This window comes from Nonomuraea sp. NPDC000554, from assembly GCF_040300065.1.
Classification (GTDB): Bacteria; Actinomycetota; Actinomycetes; order Streptosporangiales; family Streptosporangiaceae; genus Nonomuraea.
Map to the genome: position 1 here is coordinate 39,147 of NZ_JBEPDC010000034.1, position 23,775 is coordinate 62,921.

General features: G+C 71.3%; 24 protein-coding genes. 13 read left to right on the forward strand and 11 right to left on the reverse strand.

Annotation, left to right across the window (positions count from 1 at the left end; all coding sequences use genetic code 11):
• Positions 1–49: 49 nt before the first annotated feature.
• Positions 50–1,114, reverse strand: a complete 1,065-nt coding sequence (locus ABT294_RS42725) for a LacI family DNA-binding transcriptional regulator (protein ID WP_350812190.1) — start codon at positions 1,112–1,114, stop codon at positions 50–52.
• Positions 1,115–1,210: 96 nt separating this feature from the next.
• Here ABT294_RS42725 and ABT294_RS42730 point away from each other — a divergent pair, with 96 nt between their 5' ends.
• The 3 genes from ABT294_RS42730 to ABT294_RS42740 all read left to right on the forward strand — a co-directional run bounded on the left by ABT294_RS42730 (position 1,211) and on the right by ABT294_RS42740 (position 3,635).
• Positions 1,211–2,641, forward strand: coding sequence for an FAD-dependent monooxygenase (locus ABT294_RS42730; RefSeq protein WP_350812191.1), 1,431 nt, complete (start codon positions 1,211–1,213; stop codon positions 2,639–2,641).
• Complete coding sequence (locus ABT294_RS42735; RefSeq protein ID WP_350812192.1) at positions 2,628–3,209, forward strand: TetR/AcrR family transcriptional regulator; 582 nt, start codon at positions 2,628–2,630, stop codon at positions 3,207–3,209. The genes ABT294_RS42730 and ABT294_RS42735 overlap by 14 nt, the downstream gene beginning before the upstream one ends.
• A 243-nt stretch (positions 3,210–3,452) precedes the next feature.
• On the forward strand, positions 3,453–3,635 hold the full coding sequence (locus tag ABT294_RS42740; RefSeq protein ID WP_350812193.1) for a hypothetical protein: 183 nt from the start codon (positions 3,453–3,455) through the stop codon (positions 3,633–3,635).
• Positions 3,636–3,651: 16 nt separating this feature from the next.
• On the opposite strand, the gene ABT294_RS42745 is transcribed toward ABT294_RS42740, so the two are convergent.
• Positions 3,652–4,503 (reverse strand): D-alanyl-D-alanine carboxypeptidase family protein, encoded by an 852-nt coding sequence (locus ABT294_RS42745; RefSeq protein WP_350812194.1) that lies wholly within the window; start codon positions 4,501–4,503, stop codon positions 3,652–3,654.
• A gap of 84 nt (positions 4,504–4,587) precedes the next feature.
• Entirely contained in the window at positions 4,588–5,082 is a 495-nt protein-coding gene (locus ABT294_RS42750; protein WP_350812195.1) for a DedA family protein, read from the reverse strand.
• A 158-nt stretch (positions 5,083–5,240) separates the two neighbouring features.
• Between ABT294_RS42750 and ABT294_RS42755 the strand changes: the two genes are divergently transcribed.
• Positions 5,241–5,756 (forward strand): hypothetical protein, encoded by a 516-nt coding sequence (locus ABT294_RS42755; RefSeq protein ID WP_350812196.1) that lies wholly within the window; start codon positions 5,241–5,243, stop codon positions 5,754–5,756.
• Here the strand turns inward: ABT294_RS42755 and ABT294_RS42760 are convergent.
• From ABT294_RS42760 to ABT294_RS42770, 3 genes are all read right to left on the reverse strand, one after another.
• Positions 5,725–9,087: an ATP-binding protein gene (locus tag ABT294_RS42760; protein ID WP_350812197.1), complete on the reverse strand. Its 3,363-nt coding sequence runs from the start codon at positions 9,085–9,087 to the stop codon at positions 5,725–5,727. The two genes, ABT294_RS42755 and ABT294_RS42760, sit on opposite strands and share 32 nt — an antisense overlap.
• Before the next feature lie 63 nt (positions 9,088–9,150).
• Entirely contained in the window at positions 9,151–10,209 is a 1,059-nt protein-coding gene (locus tag ABT294_RS42765) for a lysylphosphatidylglycerol synthase transmembrane domain-containing protein (protein WP_350812198.1), read from the reverse strand.
• Between the two features lie 49 nt (positions 10,210–10,258).
• Positions 10,259–11,077, reverse strand: coding sequence for a PIG-L deacetylase family protein (locus ABT294_RS42770; protein ID WP_350812199.1), 819 nt, complete (start codon positions 11,075–11,077; stop codon positions 10,259–10,261).
• Between the two features lie 38 nt (positions 11,078–11,115).
• On the opposite strand from ABT294_RS42770, the gene ABT294_RS42775 reads away from it, so the two are divergent.
• Positions 11,116–12,258, forward strand: a complete 1,143-nt coding sequence (locus ABT294_RS42775; protein WP_350812200.1) for a glycosyltransferase family 4 protein — start codon at positions 11,116–11,118, stop codon at positions 12,256–12,258.
• A gap of 10 nt (positions 12,259–12,268) precedes the next feature.
• On the opposite strand, the gene ABT294_RS42780 is transcribed toward ABT294_RS42775, so the two are convergent.
• Together ABT294_RS42780 and ABT294_RS42785 are read right to left on the reverse strand one after the other, a co-directional pair.
• Positions 12,269–13,747 carry a DUF2079 domain-containing protein gene (locus tag ABT294_RS42780; protein ID WP_350812201.1) on the reverse strand — a complete coding sequence of 493 codons (1,479 nt, stop codon included), beginning with the start codon at positions 13,745–13,747 and terminating at the stop codon, positions 12,269–12,271.
• Positions 13,748–13,837: 90 nt separating this feature from the next.
• Complete coding sequence (locus ABT294_RS42785; RefSeq protein ID WP_350812202.1) at positions 13,838–14,218, reverse strand: DUF8711 family protein; 381 nt, start codon at positions 14,216–14,218, stop codon at positions 13,838–13,840.
• Positions 14,219–14,496: 278 nt separating this feature from the next.
• Here ABT294_RS42785 and ABT294_RS42790 point away from each other — a divergent pair, with 278 nt between their 5' ends.
• Both ABT294_RS42790 and ABT294_RS42795 read left to right on the forward strand, forming a co-directional pair.
• A complete protein-coding gene (locus ABT294_RS42790) occupies positions 14,497–15,633 on the forward strand; it encodes an aromatic ring-hydroxylating oxygenase subunit alpha (protein ID WP_502912215.1) in 1,137 nt (378 codons plus the stop codon).
• 83 nt (positions 15,634–15,716) lie between these two features.
• Positions 15,717–16,649: an anti-sigma factor RsbA family regulatory protein gene (locus tag ABT294_RS42795; RefSeq protein WP_350812204.1), complete on the forward strand. Its 933-nt coding sequence runs from the start codon at positions 15,717–15,719 to the stop codon at positions 16,647–16,649.
• Between the two features lie 11 nt (positions 16,650–16,660).
• Here ABT294_RS42795 and ABT294_RS42800 read toward each other — a convergent pair whose 3' ends face one another.
• Together ABT294_RS42800 and ABT294_RS42805 are read right to left on the reverse strand one after the other, a co-directional pair.
• Positions 16,661–17,635, reverse strand: coding sequence for an aldo/keto reductase (locus ABT294_RS42800; protein WP_350812205.1), 975 nt, complete (start codon positions 17,633–17,635; stop codon positions 16,661–16,663).
• Positions 17,632–17,982 (reverse strand): MerR family transcriptional regulator, encoded by a 351-nt coding sequence (locus ABT294_RS42805; RefSeq protein WP_350812206.1) that lies wholly within the window; start codon positions 17,980–17,982, stop codon positions 17,632–17,634. Before ABT294_RS42805 ends, ABT294_RS42800 begins: the two co-directional genes overlap by 4 nt.
• Positions 17,983–18,196: 214 nt before the next feature.
• On the opposite strand from ABT294_RS42805, the gene ABT294_RS42810 reads away from it, so the two are divergent.
• Positions 18,197–18,826 carry a DUF998 domain-containing protein gene (locus ABT294_RS42810; RefSeq protein WP_350812207.1) on the forward strand — a complete coding sequence of 210 codons (630 nt, stop codon included), beginning with the start codon at positions 18,197–18,199 and terminating at the stop codon, positions 18,824–18,826.
• On the opposite strand, the gene ABT294_RS42815 is transcribed toward ABT294_RS42810, so the two are convergent.
• Positions 18,787–19,143 carry a hypothetical protein gene (locus ABT294_RS42815; protein ID WP_350812208.1) on the reverse strand — a complete coding sequence of 119 codons (357 nt, stop codon included), beginning with the start codon at positions 19,141–19,143 and terminating at the stop codon, positions 18,787–18,789. The genes ABT294_RS42810 and ABT294_RS42815 overlap by 40 nt on opposite strands.
• Positions 19,144–19,230: 87 nt before the next feature.
• Between ABT294_RS42815 and ABT294_RS42820 the strand changes: the two genes are divergently transcribed.
• From ABT294_RS42820 to ABT294_RS42840, 5 genes are all read left to right on the forward strand, one after another.
• Positions 19,231–19,689, forward strand: coding sequence for a universal stress protein (locus tag ABT294_RS42820; RefSeq protein WP_350812209.1), 459 nt, complete (start codon positions 19,231–19,233; stop codon positions 19,687–19,689).
• Positions 19,690–19,787: 98 nt separating this feature from the next.
• Positions 19,788–21,032: an APC family permease gene (locus tag ABT294_RS42825; RefSeq protein ID WP_350812210.1), complete on the forward strand. Its 1,245-nt coding sequence runs from the start codon at positions 19,788–19,790 to the stop codon at positions 21,030–21,032.
• A 145-nt stretch (positions 21,033–21,177) separates the two neighbouring features.
• Positions 21,178–22,155, forward strand: a complete 978-nt coding sequence (locus ABT294_RS42830; protein WP_350812211.1) for a phosphotriesterase family protein — start codon at positions 21,178–21,180, stop codon at positions 22,153–22,155.
• Positions 22,156–22,196: 41 nt separating this feature from the next.
• Positions 22,197–22,583: an STAS domain-containing protein gene (locus ABT294_RS42835; RefSeq protein ID WP_350812212.1), complete on the forward strand. Its 387-nt coding sequence runs from the start codon at positions 22,197–22,199 to the stop codon at positions 22,581–22,583.
• 9 nt (positions 22,584–22,592) lie between these two features.
• A complete protein-coding gene (locus ABT294_RS42840; protein ID WP_350812213.1) occupies positions 22,593–23,486 on the forward strand; it encodes a sigma-70 family RNA polymerase sigma factor in 894 nt (297 codons plus the stop codon).
• Positions 23,487–23,775: the final 289 nt, after the last annotated feature.

Below are 23,775 nucleotides of genomic sequence, written 5' to 3' on the forward strand. Positions count from 1 at the left end.
TGAGGGGGCCGGTCGGCGGCCTCCTCCAGGGCGGGGAGCCGAGGTGGAGTCACCCGCTGACGTGATCAACCGGGGGAGGCGCGGTTGAGCGGCGGACGACCAGTCGGTGGGGGAGAAGCTGGCGTTCGGGGGCCGCGCGCCCGCCTGACAGCAGGATGCGCCCGGCCGCCTGGCCCATCTCCCGTTTCGGCTGCCTGATCGTGGTGAGCCCAGCCTCCTCCGCGCCGCTGTCGGAGAAGCCGACCACCGACAGCTCGCGTGGCACGTCCAGCCCCAGGTCGGCGGCGGCGTCGAGGACGCCGAGCGCCAGCACGTCGGTGTTGGTGAGGATCGCGGTGGGACGTGGATCGACGGCCAGCAGCGCGTGCCCGGCCTTCCTGCCCGATTCGCGAGAGTTCCTCGGCACCTCGAAGAACGGCACCCCGCCCCAGTCGACCCCCGCCTCCTCGCACGCCGCGCGGTAGCCGCCGAGCCGCGCGCGCATCGCCTCGAAGGCCACCCGTCGCTGCCGCTCCAGGTCGCACCAGCCGGAGTAGCCGTCGTCGTGCAGGCCGACCATGGCCACGCCGACCCGCCGATGCCCCAGCTCCAGGACGTGCCGCGCCGCCTCGGCCCCCGCCGCGGGCTCGTCGATCCCCAGGAAGGGGTGGCCGGGGACGTACGGCTCATCGACGATCACGACGGGCAGCTTCCGTCCGAGAACCTCGGCCAGCGCCGGGTGCCCGTCGGGCAGCGACACCACGCAGAAGGCGTCGACCACGGCGTCGCGCACCGGCTCGGTGCGCCGGTCGCCGTGCGGCATGGGCAGGATGAGCAGCCCGACGCCCGCGTCCTCGGCGGCGGTGGCGAGGCCCTGGAAGAACCCGATCGCGTAGGGGTCGGCGAAGGCGTACGGCAGCGTCTCGCTGAACAGCAGGCCGAGCGCGCCCGCCCGGCCGAGGCGCAACGACCGCGCGGTGGGGTTCGGCCCGGCGTAGCCGAGCTCCTCGGCCACCTCCATGACCCGCTGCCGCAGCCCCTCGCTCACCTGGTCGGGACGCGAGAACGCGTACGACACGGTGGCCCGTGACACGCCCAACCTGTCGGCGATCGTCTGCAGCGTGACCTTGGCCATCCTCCAACCGTATCGGGGGCCGACGAGCACCGGAACGAAGGAGCTCCGCCGTGCGCTATAAATGTAGCGATACATATGTAGCGAACGGAGGGTGTCATGAACGACGTCGTCATCGTGGGAGCCGGGCCCACCGGTCTGATGGCCGCCTGCGAGCTGGCCCTGGGGGGCGTGTCTTGCACGATCGTGGACAAGCGCGGCAGCGAGTCCAACGTCACCCGGGCGTTCGGCCTGCACGCCCGGGCCCTGGAACTGCTCGACGCCCGGGGCATGGGCGACGAACTGGTGGCGCGCGGCAACCCGCTCAGGACGGTGTACCCCGCCTACGCTTCACGGGTGGACTTCGGCCGCCTCGACACGCGGTATCCGATGCTGCTGCTCGTGCCCCAGAACGGCACCGAGAAGCTCCTTCGGCGGCGCGCCGCCGAACTCGGCGTGGAGATCCGCCGCAACGCCAACGTCGTCGGACTGGCCCAGGACACCGAGTCCGTACGGCTGACGCTCGAGGACGGAGCAGAGCTGGACGCCAGGTACGTCATCGGCGCCGACGGTGCCCACAGCACCGTCCGCGACCTGGTGCACGTGGGCTTCGCCGGCGCGGCCTACAGCCTGCCCATGCTGCTGGCCGACGTCCGCATCCCCACCTCCGAGCCGCCGCCCATCACGCAGGTCGGCACGGAGGGCGTGGTGGTGACCCTCCCGTTCGGCGACGGCTGGTTCCGGGTCGGCGCGTGGCTGCGTGAGGAGCAGGACAACCCGGGTTTCACCCAGATCCGCGAGGCGTTTCGGGTCATCGCCGGCACCGACTATGACATGAGCGAGCCACGCTGGTTCTCCCGCTTCACCGCCGAGCGCCGGCAGGCACGCAGTTACCGATCAGGGCGGGTCTTCCTGATCGGGGACGCCGCCCACGTGAACTCGCCCATCGGCGGCCAGGGAATGAACACCGGCATCCAGGACGCCGTCAACCTGGGCTGGAAGCTCGCCGCCGACCTGCACGGCTGGGCCCCGCCCTGGCTGCTCGACACCTACCACGCCGAGCGGCACCCCGTCGGCTCCGCCGTCCTGGCCATGACCGACCACCTCACCGGGCTGGTGCTGAGCGGATCACGAGTGCGCCTGGAGATCAACCGGCGGCTCATGGCGGCCCTGCTGCACACCGGCCCCGGCCGCCGACGCGTCCTCGGAAGACTGTCCGGCCTGGAGTTCGCCTATCCGCCCGGCGAGCCGGACGCCCACCCGCTGGCCGGGCGCCGCGCCGCCGACGGCCCGACAGATGCGGGCCGCCTGTACGAGGTGCTGCGCGCGGGCACATTCGTCCTGCTGTCGGACGAGGGCGTGCCGACCCCTTGGCGCGATCGCGTACGGCAGGCCGGCCCCCTTCGTGGCACCGGGCCTGAGGCGACGTTGATCCGCCCGGACGGCTACGTGGCCTGGGCCGGTGATCGCGACGGCATCGAGGCGGCTCTGGTGAAATGGTGTGGCCCTGCCGACCACGCCGACCTGAAAGAGCACCGTGCCACCGCCTAACCCGCAGCGCCGCGACCACCTTGCAGACGCGGCCATCGCCGTGCTGGCCGAGCAGGGGTCACGCGGACTGACCCATCGGGCCGTCGACACCGTCGCCGCCGTGCCGGCCGGCACCACCTCGCGCTACTTCCGCACCCGCGACGCACTGCTCAACGGGGTCATCGAGCGGATCACCCACCGGCTCGGCGAACGCGTCGACGCCTACACCGTCCGGCCGATCTCGCCTGCCGACCTGGAGGAAGCGCTGGTCGCCGTCCTGACGACGATGCTGACCGACGGCCGGCACGATCCGCTGGCCCTGTTCGAGCTGCATCTGGAGAGCACCCGAAATCCCCGCCTGCGGCACATGCTGTCCGACGCCCTACGCGGCCGTGCTGATCTCCTTGTCCGCCAATGCCGTGCCGCCGGAATCGAGATCAGCCAGGACGACGCCATGCTGCTGGAGATGAGCGTGCTGGGCATCCTGTTCACCGCTCTGACCACCGGCGTCCCCGAGTCCCCGGGTGAGTCGATCCGCACCGCCGTACGGGCTCTCCTGGTCCGCCATCAGGGGCTGACGGCGACCTAGTCCTTTCCTCCGCTGCGGCGACAGCCGCTCACTGATCACGGCGGTGGCCGGCTCACGCCGCCCTTCCCGACGTACCCGGCGCCCACCCCGCCGGCCTTCTCCAGGCGCCGCCGACGCACGCCGCACCCACTCCGCAGGCCCTCTCGGCCTTGGTGGACGCATGTCGCGCCCACCCACTGACCCCTCGGGCCTTGCCGACGACGTTCTTAATCGATTAAGGTCTTAATTGATTAAGGAGGAAGCGTGGAAGCCATGCAAGTGCTCGCTCACCAGACCGCGATGGGTTACACGAACACGCTCCACGAGGCCCTGCCGGGCGCCCCCGTCGTCCCGTCACGCGAACGGACCCGGGTGCGGGCGCGCCTGGCGTACCGGCTCCGCTGGACCGCCGACCGGCTCGACCCCGTTCCCAGCTGCGGGCCCTGAGCCGCCCGTCGCCGGTTCAGCCGCCCGAGATCTGGGTCTCCGCGTAGTCGAGGAGCTTCTCGGCCGTGCTGAAGCGGCGGGCGTCCTTGTCGCCGAGCAGGACCCCGATCACCACCCTGCCGCTCCGCTCGCCCGCGAACACCAGGCAGAAGCCCGCCGCGTTCGTGTAGCCGGTCTTCACGCCGATGATCCCGGACGCGCTCTCCAGCAGTTTGTTGGTGTTGTGCCAGGTGTGCGCCCGGTGGAGGGCCGTCTTCGGGATCTTCTGGACCTCCCGCGAGACCACCGTCCTGAACGTCGAGTCGGCGAGCGCCACCTTGGTCAGCTTGGCCTGGTCGACGGCCGTCGAGTAGCCGCCCTTGCCGGGAGTGGGCAGCCCGTCGGGGTTGGTGTAGCGGGTGTCCGACAGGCCGAGCCGCTGGGCGGCGGCGTTCATCTTGGCCACGAAGGCGTCGTTGCCGGGGCCGTATCTGCGAGCCAGCGCGCTGGCGGCGTCGGCCCCTGACGGCAGCATCAATCCGTACAGCAGATCCCTGGTCGTCAGGCGTTCACCCTTCTTGAGCTTGGCCGTGGTGGCGCCGCTCCCCACCGCGTGCCGCACGTCGGCCGCCGTGATCGTGATCGTGTCGCTCAACTTGCCCTCGCGCAGCACCACGTACGCGGTCATGATCTTGACCAGGCTGGCGACCGGGACCCGGCTCGTTTCACGCTTGTTGAAGTGGATCGTTCCGGCCGAGTCGATCACGTAGGCGGACTTGGCTTCCACGGCCGGAGCATCCGCCGCCTGAGCGGGCGACGCCACGCCGACACCCATGACTCCGACGAGAATCGCGGAGCCGATCAAACCCCCAGTATGCATGCCAAACATGGTGACAGGTGATCAGGGGTCGGTTGACCGATCTCGGCCCCTCACCGGAAAAATCCCGCCGCCGGCAGGCTTGCGCGGACGTCCTCAGGCTGCCTGGGAGGCGCGCTTCTTCCTGCGCCAGGCGAAGAACGCCACGACCCCCGAGACGACGGCGACCCCCACGACCACGGCCGTGATCGGCGACCGCGCGGCGAGCTCGAACCAGCCGAACACCAGCGCGGTCAGTCCGAGCCACCAGATCGGCGCCCAGGTCAGACAGCCCAGCGCGCTGGCCACGACGTACCACGGGTAGGACACCCGCAACGCTCCCGCCACCCACGGCAGGGTGTGCCGCAGCATCGGCACCCAGAAGCACCCGTAGACAGCGAGGGCCCCCCAGCGCTCGACGATGTGCTCGATCTTCGCGATCCGCTCCCGCCCGAGGCGGGTGCCGATGCGCGAGTCGTAGAGCTTCTCGCCGAGCTTGCGGCCGATCCAGTAGTACGCCTGGAACGCTCCGAACAGGCCCACGAGCAGGACGGCGCCCAGCCAGAGCGGGCCAACCGGATCGATGGGGATGGTGACCGCCAACAGCTGCATATCAGGTCATCACCATCCCAAAGCGATCATTAGGTCAGCCTTACCTTAGTTCACCGTGCACGTTTCTGGCCACTTCACAACAGCGTGCAACCCACCGACAACCAACCCTCAACCCTTGTCGGTTATTTCTTTGAATTAAGGGATAAGGGGTGTCGACCATGGCAACGAGAAGCGGAACGGTCCTGGCCGCCGGCTCGGCGAACGCGGCCAAGCTCTTCGTGGCGGCTCTCGCCTTCACCGGCGCGTACACCGGTCTCTCCGCCTACGGGATCGCCACCTCCGCCCCCGATCCAGCCGGCCACACCGTGAACCTGTCGGCTCGCGAACTCCCCATCACCCGGCCCATCGCCGCCGAGAGGCCCGCCACCGCGGGCGAGGTCTCTGTCAGCGCCCTGCCCGGCGGCTCCGGCTGCGTCAGGACGTTCTCCGCCCGTGCCCTGGTCGGCGACGAGCAGGCCGAGCAGGCTGTCAGCTACCGCTGGCGGCTGGCCCGCTGGAGCCCCGACACCCGCACCTGGCACACCTACCTGGTCCACCACGCGGGCTTCGCCGGGACCGAGCGCACCGTCGACTGGGAGGAGCATGTCACGGGCGACCCCGGCTGGTACCGCGTCGACCTGGCCGTCGAGGGCGCGAAGACCATCAGGAGCGACCGCTTCCGGATGAGTTGCTGACCGACCGCCGCGCCGCCTCCACCCAGCGCGGCACGCCCACCCGCTCCGCCACCTCCAGCGCCTTCTCGTAGTGGGCGCGCGAGGCGTCGGGCTGGCCGAGCCTGATCGCGAGGTCGCCGAGCGTCAGCGCCACCGGCCACAGCGCCACGACCCCGGTGCCCGCGCCCGCCACACGGTCGGCGAACGGCTTGAGCTTGTCGTAGCAGTCGACCATCCGCTCCCGGTCGTCGAGCAGCATCCCCGCCAGCGCCCGCCACGTCATCGCCAGCTCGTACAGGAAGTCGGGGCGCACCGGCGGGCGCACCGCGGCGACCGCCTTGGCGTCGGCCACATGGCCCGAGGACGCGAGCGCCAGCGCGTACGCGTCGAGGGTCCACTTGGCGCCGCGCTGGTGGGCCTCGGCCAGCACCTCGACCATCTCCGCCGCCCGGCCGTCGACCAGGTGCAGGCAGAACGTGGTGATCAGCGGGAGGTCCTGGCGGCCCTCCAGCATGCCGGCCCGCGCGGTCATCCTGGCCGCTTCGCGGTAGGCCCGCTCGGCCCCCGCGTAGTCGCCCACGATCATCAGCCGCTGCCCGGCGTACCAGGCGCACACCGCCGCCGGGGCCGACAGGTCGTACTGCTTGGCCAGCCGATCGGCGGCGGCCGCGTGCTCGTCGGCCACCGCGAACTCGCCGCGCGCCGCAGCGCACTCCAGCAGCACCAGGTGCGCCAGCGCCTGGGTGGCCATCTGCCCGGACCGCTGGGCCACCTCCAGCAGCTCGCGCCCGATGCTCTCGCGCGTGTCGACCGCCGGGATGTCGTAGGACTGCCGCAGCCGCCCGCTCAGCGCCGCCGCGATCAGCGTCGGGTCGCCGCTCTGCCTGGCCAGCTCCAGCGCCTCCAGCGACGCCTGGCGGCCTCGCTCGGGCGAGGAGGAGCCCTCCAGCTCCAGCGCGAGCGTGGTGAGCAGGCTCGCGCGCAGGGTCTGCTCCCCTTCGGGCAGCTCGATCAGCGCCTTCTCGGTGACGTCGACGATCTCCCAGGCGGTGCGGGTGAAGTCGCGGGCCATCCCCTTGTGCGGGACGGCCAGCGACGCCGCCACCCGCGCGGTGATCTCCAGGTCGCCCAGCGGCAGCGCGGCGTCCATGGCCTCGCGCCGCAGCAGCCGGGCCGCGGTCATGTCGCCGCACAGCGCCAGCGCCCTGATCCGGCGCAGCATGAGCTGCAGCCGCTCCTTGGTGTCGCCGCCCGTGCGGTCGAAGGCCGCGATGGCCTGCTCCCACAGCGTGGCCGCCTCGCGGTGCGCGAAGCGCCGCTCGGCCTGCTCCGCCGCCAGCCCCGCGTAGTGCACCGCCTTGTCGGCGGCGTCGGCGAGGAAGTAGTGGTGGGCGAGCGCCGCCACATCGGACGGCGCGCGCCGCTCGATCACCGCCGCGACGGCCGCGTGCAGCCGGGTGCGGCGCAACCGCGAGGCGTCGGAGTAGATCGTGTCGCGCACCAGGTCGTGGTCGAACCTGAGCAGCCCCGGCCCCGGCTCGGTGACCAGCCCGGCCAGCAGCGCCGCCTCGACCGCCTCGACGACGGCGTCCTCGTCGCCTGCCACGTCCACCAGGACGTCGACGTCCACGTCGCGGCCGATCACCGCGGCCTGCAGCAGGATCTGCTGGGCCCCGGCAGGCAGCCGCGAGATGCGCCTGCGCAGCACGTCGCGCACGCCCGAAGGCACCCGCGACAGCACCTCGGCGGCGCTGGCCCGGTCGGCGGCGGCCTCGGAGTCGAGCAGCCGGACGGTCTCGCGGACGAAGAACGGGTTGCCGCCGGTGCGCTCCACGATGGAGCTGACGGCGTCCTCGTCGATCTCGCGCACGCACGTCGCCCTGACGAGCTCGGCCACGGCCTTCGGGTCGAGCCCCGACAGGCCCACCCGTACCGGGCCGAGCCTGGCCAGCGCGGCGAGCACATCGGACTGGCGGTCGTCGAGCTCGCTCTCCCGGCACGTGACCACGAGCAGCACCCTGCTGGTGGCCAGCAGGCTCGGCAGGGCGCGCAGCAGGGCCAGGGTCTGGTCGTCGGCCCAGTGGAGGTCTTCGAGCGTCAGCAGCATCGGGGCGCGGCGCGCGACCCCCGCCAGGTAGCCGCCGACCGCACGGTGCAGGCGGAAACCGCCCGACACCTCGTCGTCGTCGGGATCGGGGGCGGCGTCGTCGAGCAGCGGCGCCAGGAGCTGGGCGTACTCGCCGGCGCCGGTGGAGGCGACCAGCGTGCGCAGGATCTCCACCCACGCCCAGCCGGGTGGGGTGGCGCTGGAGTCAGGGCAGGCGCCCGACGCGGTGATCCAGCCGTCGGCGGTGAGCCTGCCGTCGAGCTGGCGCAGCAGCATGGTCTTGCCCGCTCCGGCGACGCCCGTGACGATCGCGACCTCGAACCGGCCGGTGCGGCCGGCGGCCGTGGTCAGCCTGGCCAGCTCGGCGTCGCGCCCGACGAACGGCTCGGGCTCCAGCGGCGGCGGCTCGACCAGCGCGGCCGGCCTCGGCGGCCAGGTGTCGGAGACCGGCGCGGGCCTGGTGGGACGCGTCGGCGTGGCCAGCTCCAGCTCGGGCGCCTGGGCCAGGATGTCGGACTCCAGCTTGCGCAGCGCGGGACCCGGGTCGATGCCCAGCTCGTCGGCGAGGATGCCCCTGGCCCTGCGCAGCGCCGCCAGCGCGTCGCCCTGCCTGCCGCAGCGGTACAGGCCGAGGGCGAGCAGCCGCCAGCCCTCCTCGCGCAGCGGGTGCTCGGTGGTGAGCGCCTCCAGGTCGGGCACGGTCTCGGCGTGCATGCCGAGGCGCAGCCCGGTGTCGGCGTGCCGCTCGCGCGCCACCAGCCGCAGCTCGGTCAGCCTGTTGACCTCGGCCTCGGCCCACGGCTGGTCGGCGAAGTCGGAGTAGGGCGTGCCACGCCACAGGCCGAGCGCCTTCTCCAGGCGGCCGCGCGCCGACTGCGGGTCGCCCTCTTCGAGGTGCTCGCCCGCGGCCCGGACCAGCTGCTCGAACCTGAGCGCGTCGACCTGGTCGGCCGCCACCCGCAACGCGTAGCCGGACGCGACGGTCACCAGCAGCCGGTTGGGCCCGCCCCGCGGGCGGCCGGGTTCGAGCACCCGGCGCAGCCGCGAGATGTAGACCTGCAAACCGGACTGCGCGCCCTTGGCCGTGTCGTCTGCCCACAGGTCGTAGAGCAGCGTGTCGACCGGGACGACCTGACCTCTGGCCACGAGAAGGCGGGCGAGCACGGCCCGCTGCCGCAACCCGCCGAGGTCGAGTTCGTCGTCTTCGTACGCCTCGACTGGCCCCAGAACCCGGAACGCCACCATGTCAGCCGCCACGCTATGCGGGCTTCCGAATCACGCACAAGGTCTTTGTTTTGTTTGGGATTCTCACTGCGGGGCCTTCGAGATCGCGGACGGGGGCTCCGCGGCGGTGCTCCGGCCGTTGCGCCTGCGCAGGAGCGCCCACGCGCCCAGCGCCAGACCGCCGAACGGGATCTCGATAGTGTAAGTCCAGAAGCCGAAGAGCAGTGCGGTCGCGGTCGCCGGAGCGGGGTCGACCCCGAACGCGGTCAGCAGCACCACCACACCGCTCTCCATGATCCCCGCGCCGCTCGGCGTGACCAGTGCGCTGGTCAGCACCCGCGACAGGGCGAAGACGGCGACCGACTGGGCCAGCCCCGGATAGGCGCCGGTGGCGTACATGCAGACGACCATGATCGCCCACTGGAAGCCGAGGAAGAAGATCATCGCCAGCGACAGCCCGAGCCACCGGGTGTGGACGATCTGCGCGGTGTCCTTGCGCAGCCGGTGCAGCGCGTCGGAGGCGTGGAACTTCAGCCGGGTCAGGCGTACCAGGAAGTCGAGCGCGCGGCCCAGCAGGGCGGCGGCGCGGTCCCAGTACAGGGCCGCGGCGACCACGGCGCAGAGCACGAGGATGGAGACGGCGCCGACCCAGCCCGCCTTGGCGACGGTCGGGTTGGGCACCTCGCCCGCCATGAGCAGCCCGATGATGCCGACGGCGGGCAGGATGAACCTGAACAGCGTGTTCCAGATACCGCTGACCAGCGTCATCACCACGATCGGGCGGTTGGCGAAGCCCCAGCCCCTGGTCATCCCGAAGGTCAGCGCCACCCCGGCCGCGCCGCCGAACGGCAGCAGGTTGCTGACCGCGCTGCCCGCCGCGTTGAGCGTGAGGGCCTGCAGGTTGTTCAGGCCGGGCAGCGAGTTGGTCAGCACGAAGGTGTAGGCGAACAGGCTCAGCAGCCACAGCGCCGTCATCAGCGCGATCATGCCGACGTTCAGCGTGCCGAAGACCGCGCCGATCTCACGCCACGAGACCGGCTTGCCGGTGAGCGTGTGGACGATCTGCGGCAGGTACACGACGAGCAGCACCGCCAGCGCCAGGGACAACGCCGACAGTGTGAACTGGAGCCATTTGTTCTTCATCGGGGTCCAGTCTGCCCCTCTCACGGACCCGTGGAGTCATACCGGAGTCTCATCTTGGCCACTGGTCGAAGGGATGACTGAGCCGGGTGCCCGGCGGCAGGTCACGCCGCACGAACCACTCCGTGCCGAAGACCAGCCGATACAGCGGGCCCGGAACCTTCAGCATGACGGCGAGGGTGCGGTCGCTGTCGCCGCCGGTGGCCTGGGACGCGTGCGCGGCCATGCTCGCCCGCTTCTGCCGGGCGTACTTCCTGACGTTCACCCTGTGGGTGATGGTCTCGCTGGAGGAGTACGCGCTCTCGAACGTCCGCACGTCGAACTCCGGCGGGAACCGGTAGACCTTGCCCGCCATCCGCAGCAGCCTGAGCAGCGGGTCGCGGTTGACCGTCGCCTCCAGGACGATCTTCGTGCCCGCGATCTCCGCCGCCCGCCGGCCCACCCGGTGCACCTGCACGTGGTCGGGATGCCCGTAGCCGCCCGCCGGGTCGTAGATGGACAGCAGGTCGGCCCCCTCCTCGTCGAGGATCGCGGCCAGCGCCTTCGCGGCCTCCTCCGAGTCGGCGTCGATGAAGGCGTTGTCGGGACGCTCCTCGGCGATGCCGCCCTTCGGGCTCAGCCCCGAGTCGCCGTACCCGAGGCACTCCACCCGGGCGCAGCCGAGCAGCGCGGCCGACGCGTACAGCTCCTCGAGCCTGGTCTCGCCGAGCTCGTCGCCCGGCTCCATCTCGGCCAGCCCGCGCTCGCCCGCCGTGGCCACCACGAGCACCACACGGTGCCCCTCGGCCGCGAGCATCGCCATCGTGCCCGCCGTCAGCAGGGCCTCGTCGTCGGGGTGGGCGTGGAAGAACACAGCGGTACGTGGAGGCACACGCCCAGATTAGTCTGGGAGGGGTGCGGATCTTTCACGTGAGTGACTGTTACCTGCCGCGACTCGGGGGGATCGAGGTCCAGGTCGCCGACCTCGTCCGGACTCAACGCGAGGCCGGGCACGACGTCGAGGTCGCGACGGCCACCAGAGGCGAGCCGCTGCCCGGGGTGCACAGGATCGTCGCCAGGATGCCCTTCGACCTGCCGGTACACCCGTTCGGGGTCGGGCATCTCACGCGCCGGATGGTCGCGTCGCGGCCCGACGTGGTGCACGTCCACGCGGGCGCGGTCTCGCCGTTCGCCTGGATGGGGGTGCGCGCCGCCGTCCGGGCCAGGCTGCCGGTGGTGGTGACCGTCCACAGCATGTGGGACCCGGTCACCCGCGGCCTGTACCGGCTGCTGCGGCTGGCGACGGGCTGGCACCGCTGGGGGCTGGTGGGCACGACGGTCAGCAACGCGGCGGCGGCGCCGATCCGCGCGGTCGCCGGCCGCGGGGTGCCCGTCCACGTGGTGTCCAACGGCCTCGACCTCACGGGCTGGCGTCCGCACGACGACCACGTCACGGATCCGGGTGGTGGGCCGCAGGTCGCCGGGGAGCCGCGTGGCGAGGTGCACATCGTCGCGGTCGGACGGCTGGCGCCGCGCAAGCAGCCCGTGCGGCTGCTCCGGCTGTTGCGGGAGGTGCGCGCCCGCGTCCCGGCCTCGATCCCGCTGCGGGCGACGGTGATCGGCGACGGGCCCGCCCGCGGTTCGATGGAACGTTACCTGGCCAAGCACGCCATGACCGGGTGGGTCTCGCTGCCCGGCCGGTACAGCCGCGAGCAGATCGCCAAGGTCCTGGAGTCGTCCGACGTGTTCGTGGCACCGGCGCCGCGCGAGTCGTTCGGCATCGCCGCCCTGGAGGCCAGGGCGGCGGGTCTGCCGGTGGTGGCCCGCGCCCAGAGCGGCGTCGCGGACTTCGTCAGGCACGGCACGGAGGGTCTGCTGGGCCGCGACCTGCCCGGCCTGGCGGCGGCGGTCAGCCGCCTGTGCACCGACACCGCGCTGCGGGCGTCGATTATCGCGCACAACCGCGCCAACCCGCCGACCGCGGGCTCCTGGCCCACGGTCCTGTCGGGTTTCGACACCGCGTACGCCCGCGCCCGCGAGGCACGTCCGCGACCGTCGTCCCCATCGCGCTGAACACCGGTTCTCAGGTTTTCCGCAGCACGACGTACCCGTCCTGCTCGAAGACCTTGCTGTAGCCCTCCGACAGCAGCTTGCCGACCTGCGCGGCCTGGTCCTCGGCGGAGCCGAAGGGGAACTCCCAGCGGGACGTGTCGGCCACCACCCACGGCGAGCCGTGCGACTCGGCGGTCCAGAGCAGGACGGTGGTGCGCGAGGTGAGCGCGGGGCCGAGCGAGTTGACCGCCTCCACCTGGACGCCCGACGGCACACGCGCCGCCGCCGCGCGGGCTGCGGCGGTCTTGACCTGGTCGGCCTGGTAGAAGCTCGGGTGGTAGAGCTGGTCCAGGGCGAAGCGCGGCACGAGCGTGACGGCGACGGCGCACACGGCCGTCGCCCAGGCGAGGCCGAGCCGCCGGTCGCCGGGACGTCCGGCCCAGCGCAGCAGCCTGGACAGCCCGTCGACGCCCGCCAGGAAGAGGATCACCACGGTGAACGCGCTGTACTGGAAGTCCGCCTGCCACCACAGCGCGCGGTCGGACAGCATGCGCTCGAGGACGTGCGGCAGCGCGACGAGCGACAGCGGCGACAGCAGGCAGAGCAGCAGCGTCGGCCAGGCCAGCAGGAACAGCGTGTCGACCTTGGCCTCGTCGCTGAACGGCAGCAGCAGCGTGGAGAGCGGGTCGCGCAGCATCGCCAGGATGGCGCTGGGCGCGTCGGGCCCGAGGTGGCCGTAGGCCCAGAAGTCGCCGGTGTCGCCGCCGAGCATGGGGATCAGCGCGCCCCTGGTGAGCATCACGGCCCCGACGCCGATGCCCGCGCTGCACAGTCCGCTGAACCGGTCGCCGGTGACGAACAGGTAGAGCCCGAATCCGAGCACCATGAGCCCCATGTCCTCTTTGACGAGGACAAGTGCGAACATCGCCGCGAACGCCGGCAGCGCCTTGCCCGCGTGGTACCGCTCGATCATGACGGCGGTGAGCAGCGGGACGAACATCACCTCGTGCGCGTCGAACGCGATCGCCTGCGCGACGGGCCACGACAGCGCGTACGCCACGCTCACCAGGTAGGCCGGGGCGGTGCCGAGCACGCGCCGGGTGAACAGCCAGACGAACGGGATCGCGGCGGCGAACAGCAGCGCCTGCGCGACGATCAGCGACCCGGGCCCGTCGTGGATCCAGTAGAACGGCGCGAGCAGCGCGTAGATGGGGGAGAAGTGGTCGACGATCTGCAGGTAGTCGAGCCCCCGGCCGTGGAAGGCCCCGACGACGGGGATGTGGGGCGGGCGGAAGTGCGCGTAGTTGCGCACCGCCTGGTCCACGATCACCAGGTCGAAGGTGGTGGCGCGGAAGGTCGCCAGCTTGACCAGGCCGATGACGGCGTAGGCGGTGGCGGCGAGCACGCACATCACGCCCAGCCTGAGCCGATGCCCGCCGAAGGCCAGCCAGCGGGGGGTGGAGGTGGCGGCGGGTGCCCCGGACTCCGCCGCCAGCGTGTCGCCCGTCACGGGCGACAAGGGTAGACCCGTTTTGTGTGGATCACCCCGGCCGCCGCGCCGACCTGCCCCCCACAGGCGGCACGGCGGCCGGGGAAGTCATCACTTGCAGGCGCTCTCGATCTTCGTGATGAAGCCCTGCATCTTCTGGACGGAGTCCAGGGTGGCGCTGGGGTCCTTGGCGTCGATCTTGATTCCGTCGAGCCCGGTCGCCAGGTCGTCGAGGGCCGCGGCGAGTTCGCCGTCGTAGCCCTTGGCAAGCTCCTTGACCTTGGCCGCGGCCTCGTCACCAGCGGTTTCCAAGGCCTTGGGGTCGGTGGCAACCTTGGACATGGAGCCGTTGAAGTCAGTCATGATCGTCGTGACTTCGCTGCCGACCTTGTTGCAGTCAACCGCGTTGCCGATCGCGCCACAGGCGGTGGTGAGGCCGGCAAGGGTGAGCGTCGCGACCGCGATGGCGATGCGACGACGAGGGGGTGTCATGAGGTTGTGCCCTTCGTTGGTTTTATTACGAAGGAGACAGTATGGACCAATCCTTGACCGTCACTTGCACCTCACTAACATCACTGGTGTCAGGCGTGCGTAAAGCCGTGCGGTAGATCCCGGACGATCTCGGCCGCGGCCGGATCCCTGCCCGCCTGGTCTCCCGACCGGCTCGTGACCAGCGCGTTCACCTGATGGCCGCGCCGGGCCGGCAGCTCCCTCTTGACAGCCCCATAGGCCCGCCTGACCATGTCGCATATAGGGCAACTCGGTGCGTAATGCGCAACAAGGGGTGTCGGTTGACCAGCTTGATCTCCACGCTTCACGGCCGCTCGTACACCGACCCCGAGGTGTTCGCCGAGGAGCAAGCCAAGATCTTCGAGAGCCTGTGGTTCTGCGCGGTCAGGTCCGACGAACTCGGCAAGCCGGGCGCCTTCAAGACCGTCCAGGTCGGCAGGGAGAGCGTGATCGTCGTCAGGGGCCGCGACGGAGGCTTACGCGCCTTCCTCAACGTCTGCAGGCATCGCGGCGCCCGCCTCTGCGTGGAGGAGCACGGCGAGGTCAAACGGACGATCAGGTGCGCCTACCACGCCTGGTCCTACGACCTCGACGGCAGGCTGGCAGCCGCGCCGAACCTGGCGAAGATGCCCGACATCGACCGCGTCGCCTACGGGCTGATCCCCGTGAACCTGCGCGAATGGCTCGGCTACGCCTGGGTCTGCCTGGCGGACGAGCCGCCCTCGTTCGAGGAGACCGTGACCGCCGCCGCCACCGAGCGGCTCGGCGACCCCGCCGCGATCGAGCACTACCACGTCGACAAGCTGGCCCTCGGCCGCCGCGTGCGCTACGACGTCAGAGCCAACTGGAAGCTCATCGTCGAGAACTTCATGGAGTGCTATCACTGCGCCACGATCCACCCTGAGCTGACCGCCGTCCTGCCCGAGTTCGCGGGCGGCTACGCGGCGCAGTACTACGTGGGCCACGGCGCCGAGTTCGCCGCGCGCGTCGAGGGGTTCACCGTCGACGGCAGCCCCGGCTTCGGCAAGCTGCCGGACGTCTCGCGCGAGCAGGACCGCCGCTACTACGCGATCACCGTGAAGCCGCAGGTCTTCGTCAACCTGGTGCCCGACCACGTGATCGTGCACCGGATGTTCCCGCTGGCCGCCGACCGCACGGTCGTGGAGTGCGACTGGCTCTACCACCCCGACGTGGTGGCCTCCGGCGCCGACCTGTCGCTGTCGGTCGAGCTGTTCCACCGCGTCAACGAGCAGGACTTCGACGCCTGCGAACGGACCCAGCCCGGCATGTCGTCACGGGCCTACCTGGCGGGCGGCGTGCTGGTGCCGAGCGAGCACCACATCTCGGCCTTCCACCAGTGGGTGAACCTGCGCCTCGCGAACGGCTCGCCAGGGTGACCGGCGACCCGAAACCCCAGCTCAACCCCTGAATGTTCAACAGCTGGCCATGAAGTCCACACCTCCGGGTAGCGTGTGCACTGATGTCGGCTGAACCGTTCGTCCACCCGGCCCTCTTCTATCGGGGCGACCGGGAGTACGCGGCTGCCACCACGGCTTTCGTCCGTGAGGGGCTGGCCGCGGGCGAGCCGGTGGCGGTGTCGGTGCCCGGACGGAACCTCGCGCTGATCCGCGCCGAACTCGGCGCGGAAGCCGACAAGGTGCTCCTGCTCGACATGACCAAGGCGGGCCGCAACCCCGGCCGGATCATCCCCGCCGTGCTGCGCGACTTCGCCGACCGCCACCCCGACGACCACGTCCGCATCATCGGCGAGCCGATCTGGCCCGGACGCACCGCGACCGAGTATCCCGCCTGCGCCCAGCACGAGGCGCTGATCAACTACGCGTTCGCCGGCCGCCACGTCACCATCCTGTGCCCGTACGACCTGGCAGGGCTGGACCCGGCGGTGCTGGAGGACGCCGAGGTCACCCACCCCGTGCTCCGCGACGCCGACGGCGAGCGGCGCAGCGACCGGTACGCCCCGCAGGACGTCGTCGACGGCTACAACCGGCCGCTCGCGGAGCCCGACGCCCGCGTGACCAGAGCCGCCGAGCTCCGCTTCGACCGCACCAACCTGTCCGACGTGCGCGGGCTCGCCGCCGCCCAGGCCGCCGCGGCGGGGTTCGCCGGGGCCAGGCTCGACGACATCAGGCTCGCGGTCGCCGAGCTCGGCGCCAACAGCCTTGACCACGGTGGCGGGTCGGGCCTGTTCAGGTCCTGGTCCGCGGACGGACGCCTGGTGTGCGAGGTCAGCGACACGGGCCACATCACCGACCCGCTGGCGGGCCGCAGCCCGGTCGACCCGCGCATGGCGGGCTCGCGCGGGCTGCTCATCGTGAACCTGCTCAGCGACCTGGTACGCGTCCACACCCGCCAGGGCGGCACCGTGATCCGCGTCTACTTCGACCTGCCCTGACCCGTTGGGGGTCAGTTCTCGATGTGCGTCATGTCCGGGTAACGCTCGCCGCGGACCGCGTCCGCAGGAACCGTCCGCGCCAGCTCGGCGAGCTGCTCCGCGGTGAGGATGACGTCGGCGGCGGCGGCGTTCTCCTCCAGGTACTTCAGCCGCTTGGTGCCGGGGATGGGGGTGACGTCGTCGCCCTGGGCCAGCAGCCAGGCCAGCGACAGCTGCGCGGCGGTGATCCCGGCCGCGTCGGCGATCTTCCGTACCTCGGCCGCCAGGGCGGCGTTGTGCGCGGCGTTCTCGCCCACGTTGCGCGGGAACCACTTGCGGAAGTCGTCGTCGGGCAGCTGGTCGGCGGGCGGCAGGGCGCCGGTCAGGAAGCCGCGGCTGATCGGCGAGTACGCCACCAGCGCGGTGCCCACCTCGCGGGCGGCAGGCAGGATCTCCACCTCCAGACCCCTGGTGAACAGCGAGTACTCGCTCTGCAGCGCGGCGATCTGGTGGACCTGGTTGGCCTTGCGCAGCGTCTCGGCGCTCACCTCCGACAGGCCGAGATGCCGGACCTTGCCCTGCCGCACCAGCTCGGCCATCGCGCCGACCGACTCCTCGATCGGCACGTCGGGGTTGCGGCGGTGCATGTAGTACAGGTCGATGTGGTCGACGCCGAGCCGCTGGAGCGAGGCGTCGCAGGCCGCCCTGATGTACTCGGGGCTGTTCTCCACCGTGCGGGTGTCGCCGTCGCGCTTGACGGCGAACTTGGTGGCCAGCACGACCTCGTCCCTGCGGCCCTTGATGGCCCGGCCGACGAGCTGCTCGTTGTGCCCTCTGCCGTACATGTCGGCCGTGTCGAGGAAGTTCACCCCCAGCTCGAGCGCCCGGTGGATGACGGCGATGGACTCCTGCTCGTCGCCCTGGCCGTAGAACTCGGACATGCCCATGCAGCCCAGGCCCAGCGCCGAGACCTGCGGGCCGCCGTTACCAAGAGTGCGCGTCTTCACGCGTGCCCTCCATATGAGTCGATCTTGTGGTTCAGGACGGAGAGGTCCTGGGTGAGTTCGGCGATCCTGGCCTCGACGCGCTCGCGGTGCCGCTCCAGCATCGCCTTCCGCTCGGGCGCGGTGTGCGGCCCCTGCCGGCTCAGGTCCGTGTAGCGGCACATGTCGGCGATGGGCATGCCGGTGGTGCGGAGCTTGGTGAGGAACCGCAGCCATTCCAGGTCCCGCTCGACGTAGTCGCGGTGCCCGCTGACGTTGCGGCCGACCGAGGGAATGAGCCCGATGCGCTCGTAGTAACGCAGCGTGTGAGCGGTGAGCCCCGACCGCTGCGCGGCTTCCTGGATCGTCATGTCTCCAGAGTCGCCCTTAGAGTGCACTCCAAGTCAAATCCGGTGGTGCGGGCACCGCCGACCCTGAGGGGGCAGACACTACCCAGGGTCGTCTCCGCGCAGGTCAGCCGGGAATTTCTCCGGGGTCTACCCCCAAGGTAGTAGGGGGTTGCTCAGGGCTGCTTGGGGTTGATCTCCGATGTTCGCAAAGCCCGCCTTACGCGAGCTTTAACCCATGAAGGGATTGCTCACCAGCGGATTCGCGTCCATCGGCACCGGCACCGGCGCCATGCTCACCCTGCACGCCAGCGCGGGGCTCGACCCGTTGCACAGCGTGATCAGCGAGTACGCGTTCCAGTCCTCCGGCTGGCTGCTTCCCACCGCGCTGACCTCGTTCGCCATCGGGTCCGCGTTCATCGCCGAGGCGCTGCGCAGGTCGGGCGCCGGGCGCTGGGTGTTCCTGCTGTTGCTGGCGTGGGGCGCGAGCATGTTCCTGATCGGCGCCTTCCCCACCGACCGGCCGGGCGTCCCGCTCTCGCTGTCGGGCGGCATCCACCGCTACGCCGCGTTCGCCGCCTTCCTGGTGATGCCGCTCGCCGGCCTGCTGCTGGCCAGGGCGCAGGTGCGTTACGCCAGGGCGATGCGGGTGCTGAGCGTGGTCGCGCTCGGCACGCTGGTGCTCGTCGTGGTCCCGTACGTGGTGCGGATGTTCGGCATCCCGCTCAGCAACGACGACATCCCCGCCGGTCTCATCCAGCGGGTCGTGGTCGTCACCGAGCTGGGCGTGCTCGCGCTCGCCGGGATGTCGAGGCTCCGGCCCGCCCCTCAATGCTCCCAGGGTGGCGTTTCGCCGATCTTGGCGTAGTACGTGGCCAGATGCCGCTTGATCGGGCCGACGTCCTCCTCGGGCACCTTGACCCCGCCCCTGGCGCCCTCCACGACGGCGGCCGCGGCGAACACCGCCCGGGGGACCGCCTCCAGCTCACCGTCCACGACGTCGGCGATCGGCAGCTTGTACGCGCCCAGCTCGTCGGCGTTGTCGGCGTCGTACCAGACGAACGCCTGACGGTACGTCGGTCCAGGCCCACCGGCCCACTCGCGTACCCGCTTCTCCGCCGCGTCGGCGTCCCACTCGCGGTCACGGTCGGCCAGGGGCAGGTCCTGGAACTTCGTCACGGTCATGACCTCCGGCTACCCGCCCGTCAGGCGTGAAACGGCGCACTGGTGGAAGGAGGGCAGAAAACCGACCGAGACTGAGGAGTGCGTGAGATGACGATCCTGGTGGCGTACGACGGTTCCGACGACGCCAAGGCCGCGATCACCTTCGCCGGCACGCTGTTCAAGGGGCAGCCCGCCGTCGTGCTGACCGTGTGGGAGCGGCTGGCGATGACCTCGGCCCGCGCGTCGGCGGGGCTCGCGATGACGTTCGACGCGACCGCCGCCGACGACCAGGCCATCGGCGACGCGATGCGGGAACTGGCCCATCAGGGGGCCGAACTGGCCGCGCAGGCCGGGCTGGACGCGACACCCCGGGTCGAGCTCGACTCGATCGCCGTCTGGTCCACCATCGTGGATGTCGCCGCGGAGATCGACGCGACCCTCATCGTGACGGGCACGCGAGGGCTCGGCGGGGTGCGCTCGCTGCTGCTCGGCAGCACGTCCGACCGGGTCCTGCACCACGCGCACCGGCCCGTGCTCGTCGTGCCGGGCCCGGAGGCGAGTCACTAACCGCCCGCCGGGCCGGGCTGCGCGCCGGGGCGGGCCGGGCGCTGGGTGAGGCGCCCGGGGTGCACCCTTATCCTGCCTGAGAGCCGAAGGAGGGGCGGGTGGGTGAGGGGCTGGCGCGACGGCTGGGCACCTCCGACGCGGTGGCCGTCGGGCTGAGCGCCATGATCGGGGCGGGGGTGTTCTCGGCGTTCGCCCCCGCGGCCTCGGCGGCAGGGCCGTGGCTGCTCGCCGCGCTCGCGCTCGCGGCCGTCGTCGCGTACTGCAACGCCACGTCCTCCGCCCGGCTCGCCGCGCTGTACCCCGAGTCCGGCGGCACGTACGTGTACGGCAGGCGGCGGCTCGGGCCGCTCTGGGGGTACCTCGCCGGGTGGGGCTTCACCGTCGGCAAGACCGCCTCCTGCGCGGCGATGGCGCTCACCTTCGCCGCGTACGTCGCCCCCGCGCTGGCCAGGCCGCTCGCCATCGCCGCCGTGGTCGGGGTGACCGTGCTCAACCTGTACGGCGTGCGACGGTCCGCCATGGCGGCCAGGGTGATGGTGGCGTTCGTGCTGGCCGTCCTCGCCGCGGTCGTCGCCGCCGGGCTGCTCGGCACCCCGCACACACCGTCGCCGATCGGCGACCAGCAAGCGTTCGGCGGCCACGACGTGTGGGGCGTGCTCCAGGCGGCCGGGCTGCTGTTCTTCGCCTTCGCCGGATACGCCAGGATCGCCACCCTGGGGGAGGAGGTGCGCGACCCGTCCCGGACCATCCCGCGCGCCATCGGCCTCGCCCTCGGCGTCACGCTCGTCGTCTACGTGCTGGTCGCCCTGGCCGCGCTGCGCACGCTCGGGGCCGCGGGGCTCGGCGCGTCCGAGGCGCCGCTCGCGGACGTGGTCGGCGCGTCCGGCGCGGGCCGGCTGCGGCCGGTGGTGGGGGTCGGTGCGGCGGTCGCGGCCCTGGGAGCGCTGCTCGCCCTGGTGCTCGGCGTCTCCCGCACGGTCCTCGCCATGGCCCGCAACCACGATCTGCCCGCCGTCCTGGCGGCGGGGCGGACCCCGCGCAGGGCCGAGGTGGCCGTGGGAGTCGCGGTGGTCATCCTGCTGCTGGCGGCCGACCTGCGAGGGGCGATCGGCTTCTCGTCGTTCGGCGTGCTCGGGTACTACGCGGTGGCCAACGCCTCCGCGCTCACGCTGAGCCGCGCGGAAGGGGCGCCGCCGAGGGTGATCCCGGTGCTCGGCCTCGTCCTGTGCCTGGTGCTCGCCGCGACGCTGCCGCTGGAGTCGGTGGTCGCGGGGGCGGCGGTCTTCGCGGTGGGGGCGGCGGTCTGGGTCATCCGGACGCGGGCCTGGCGGCGAGGGGTGTGATCGGCCGCACCTCGGGTTCGCGCTGGAGATCGTCCAGGGGGACGTGCTCGCCCGGCGTGATCCGCTCCCGCGGTTGGGTGATTGACGGGGATGTCGGCGGGGCTTAGTTTTGCGCGAACAGACCAGCCGGTATGGAGGTCGCCCGATGCCTGCCGTCAACACCGTCCGCGGTCCCGTCGACGTCGACGATCTCGGCCAGACGCTGATGCACGAGCACGTGTTCGTCCTGGCCGCCGAGCATCTCGACAACTACGGCAGAGGCGCCTGGTGGGACGAGGAGTTCCGGGTGGCCGACGCGATCAGGAAGCTCACCGCGGCCGCCGCGAAGGGCGTGCGGACCATCGTCGATCCGACCGTGTGGGGGCTGGGCCGCTACATCCCGCGCGTCCAGCGCATCGCCGCCGAGGTGCCCGGCCTGAACATCGTCGCCGCGACCGGCATCTACAGCTTCCACGAGCTGCCGCACCAGTACGAGCATCGCGGCCCCGGCCTGTTCATGGACGGGCCGGACCCGATGATCGACGACTTCGTCCGCGACCTCACCGTCGGCATCGCCGACACCGGGGTCAAGGCGGCGTTCCTCAAGTGCGTGGTCGAACAGGACGGCCTGACACCCGGCGTCGAGCGGATCTGCCGGGCCGTCGCCCAGGCGCACGTGCGCACCGGGGCGCCGATCACCGTCCACACCAACTCCTTCACGCAGAGCGGGCCGCTCGCGCTCGACCTGTTCGCCAAGGAGGGCGTCGATCTGACCAAGGTCGTCGTCGGGCACGCGGGCGACAGCAACGACCTCGACTACCTGATGCGCCTGGCCGACACCGGCGCCATCCTCGGCATGGACCGCTTCGGCCTCGACGTGTACAACCCGACAGCGCAGCGGGTCGCCACCATCGCGGCCCTGTGCGAGCGTGGCTACGCCGACCGGATGGTGCTCAGCCACGACGCCGCCTGCTTCATGGACTACTTCGCCGGTGCCTGGGACGAGGCCCGCGAGACGCTCGCGCCCAACTGGCGCTACGATCACATCCACGACGACGTCTTGGCCGCACTGCTGGACTCGGGTGTGACCGGTGACCAGATTGAGCAAATGCTGGTGTTCAACCCGAAACGCTACTTCTCGTAAAGTAGGGGAATCGGAAGAGCAATGCGGGTAGGTGGAGCTGGGTGACTTCGGAGCAGACCTTGTCGATCAGCCTCGGTCTCCAGGGGCCGTGCGTCATCGCAAGGTTGACGGGGGACTTCGACTTCGGCTCTGCGGCCGAGGTCCGAGATCGTGTCACGAAGGCCCTCGACCTGACCCAGCCACCGCTCCTCGTGATAGACATGCAGGCCGTCGCGGTCTGCGACTCCTCCGGCCTGTCCGTGCTCGTCTACCTGCACAAGGCGGTGACGGCGTCCGGCGGGCGGCTGCTGCTGTCCGGGCTGAACGGCAGGTGCAAGCACCTGTTCGCGATCACCGCCCTCGACAAGTTCTTCGACATCCGCACCAACGCCGAGCTCGCGATCGCCGAACTCAACGAACCTGGGAATTCGCCGCCGTTTACGGGGTAGTGCCCGGATATGTCGGCCGATGAGCCTGATCTGCTCGGCATGTACCTCGAGCAGATCGGCAAGACACCCTTGCTCGCCGCCGCAGACGAAGTGGACCTGGCCCGGCGCATCGAGGCCGGCCTGTACGCGGGCCACCTCATCGCCCACGGTTCGGGCAACCCGGAACTCGAACACGTCCGCCGCGACGGGCAGCTCGCCAAGGACCTGCTCATCAGGTCCAACCTCCGGCTGGTCGTGGCCGCCGCCAGACGCTACGCCCACCGAGGGCTGCCGCTGCTCGACGTCATCCAGGAGGGCAACCTGGGGCTGATCAGAGCGGTGGAGAAGTTCGACTACGCGCGCGGTTACAAGTTCTCCACCTACGGCATGTGGTGGATCCGCCAGGCCATCGAACGCGGCATCCACGACAAAGGCCGCACCGTGCGGCTGCCCGTCCACGTCGCCGAGGAACTGGCGCGACTGGCCAGGATCGACCGGCAGCTGTTCCGCGAGCTCGGCCACGACCCGAGCGACGCCGAACTCGCCAGAGCCGCCGACCGCACCCCCGCCGACGTCCGCGCCCTGCGGCTGCTCGCCCAGGAGACGATCAGCCTCGACCTGCCGGTCGGCGAGCGCGGTGAGGGCAACATCGGCGACCTCATCGCCGACGAGGACGGGCCGCAGATCCACGAGCTCACCGAGAGCCGGGCGCTGAGCGCGCTGCTGCGCGAGGTGGTCACCACCCTGCCGCCGCGCGAGGCCATCGTCATCAGGCTCCGGTACGGCCTGACGGGCCAGGACATCAGCACCTACGGCGAGATCGCGGACCGCCTCGGTGTGACCAGGGAACGCATCAGACAGCTGGAGAAGCAGGCGTTGAACCGCTTGAAACGGGGGAGCCCACTACTGGCCTGGGCCTCCTAACGCCCCAGCCCCCATCCCCGCCCCAGCCCCCTGCCACCCCTGACCGGCCATCCGGCGCCGCCCGGCCCGCCCCCTGCCGCCCTGACCGGCCATCCAGCGCCGCCCCGCCCGCCTTCTGCCGACCACGGTCGGCGGTCCGGTGCCTTTGCGGCCCCTGCGCGCCCGGACCGGGAGTCGCGGCCTCCGCACATCCTTGGCCCGCCACTCAGAGCGCAAGTGTTCCGCCTTGATCCACCTTTGGGCTGACTTGTTGACCATCGTCGCGTTGTGGTGGTTAATCGACATGAGT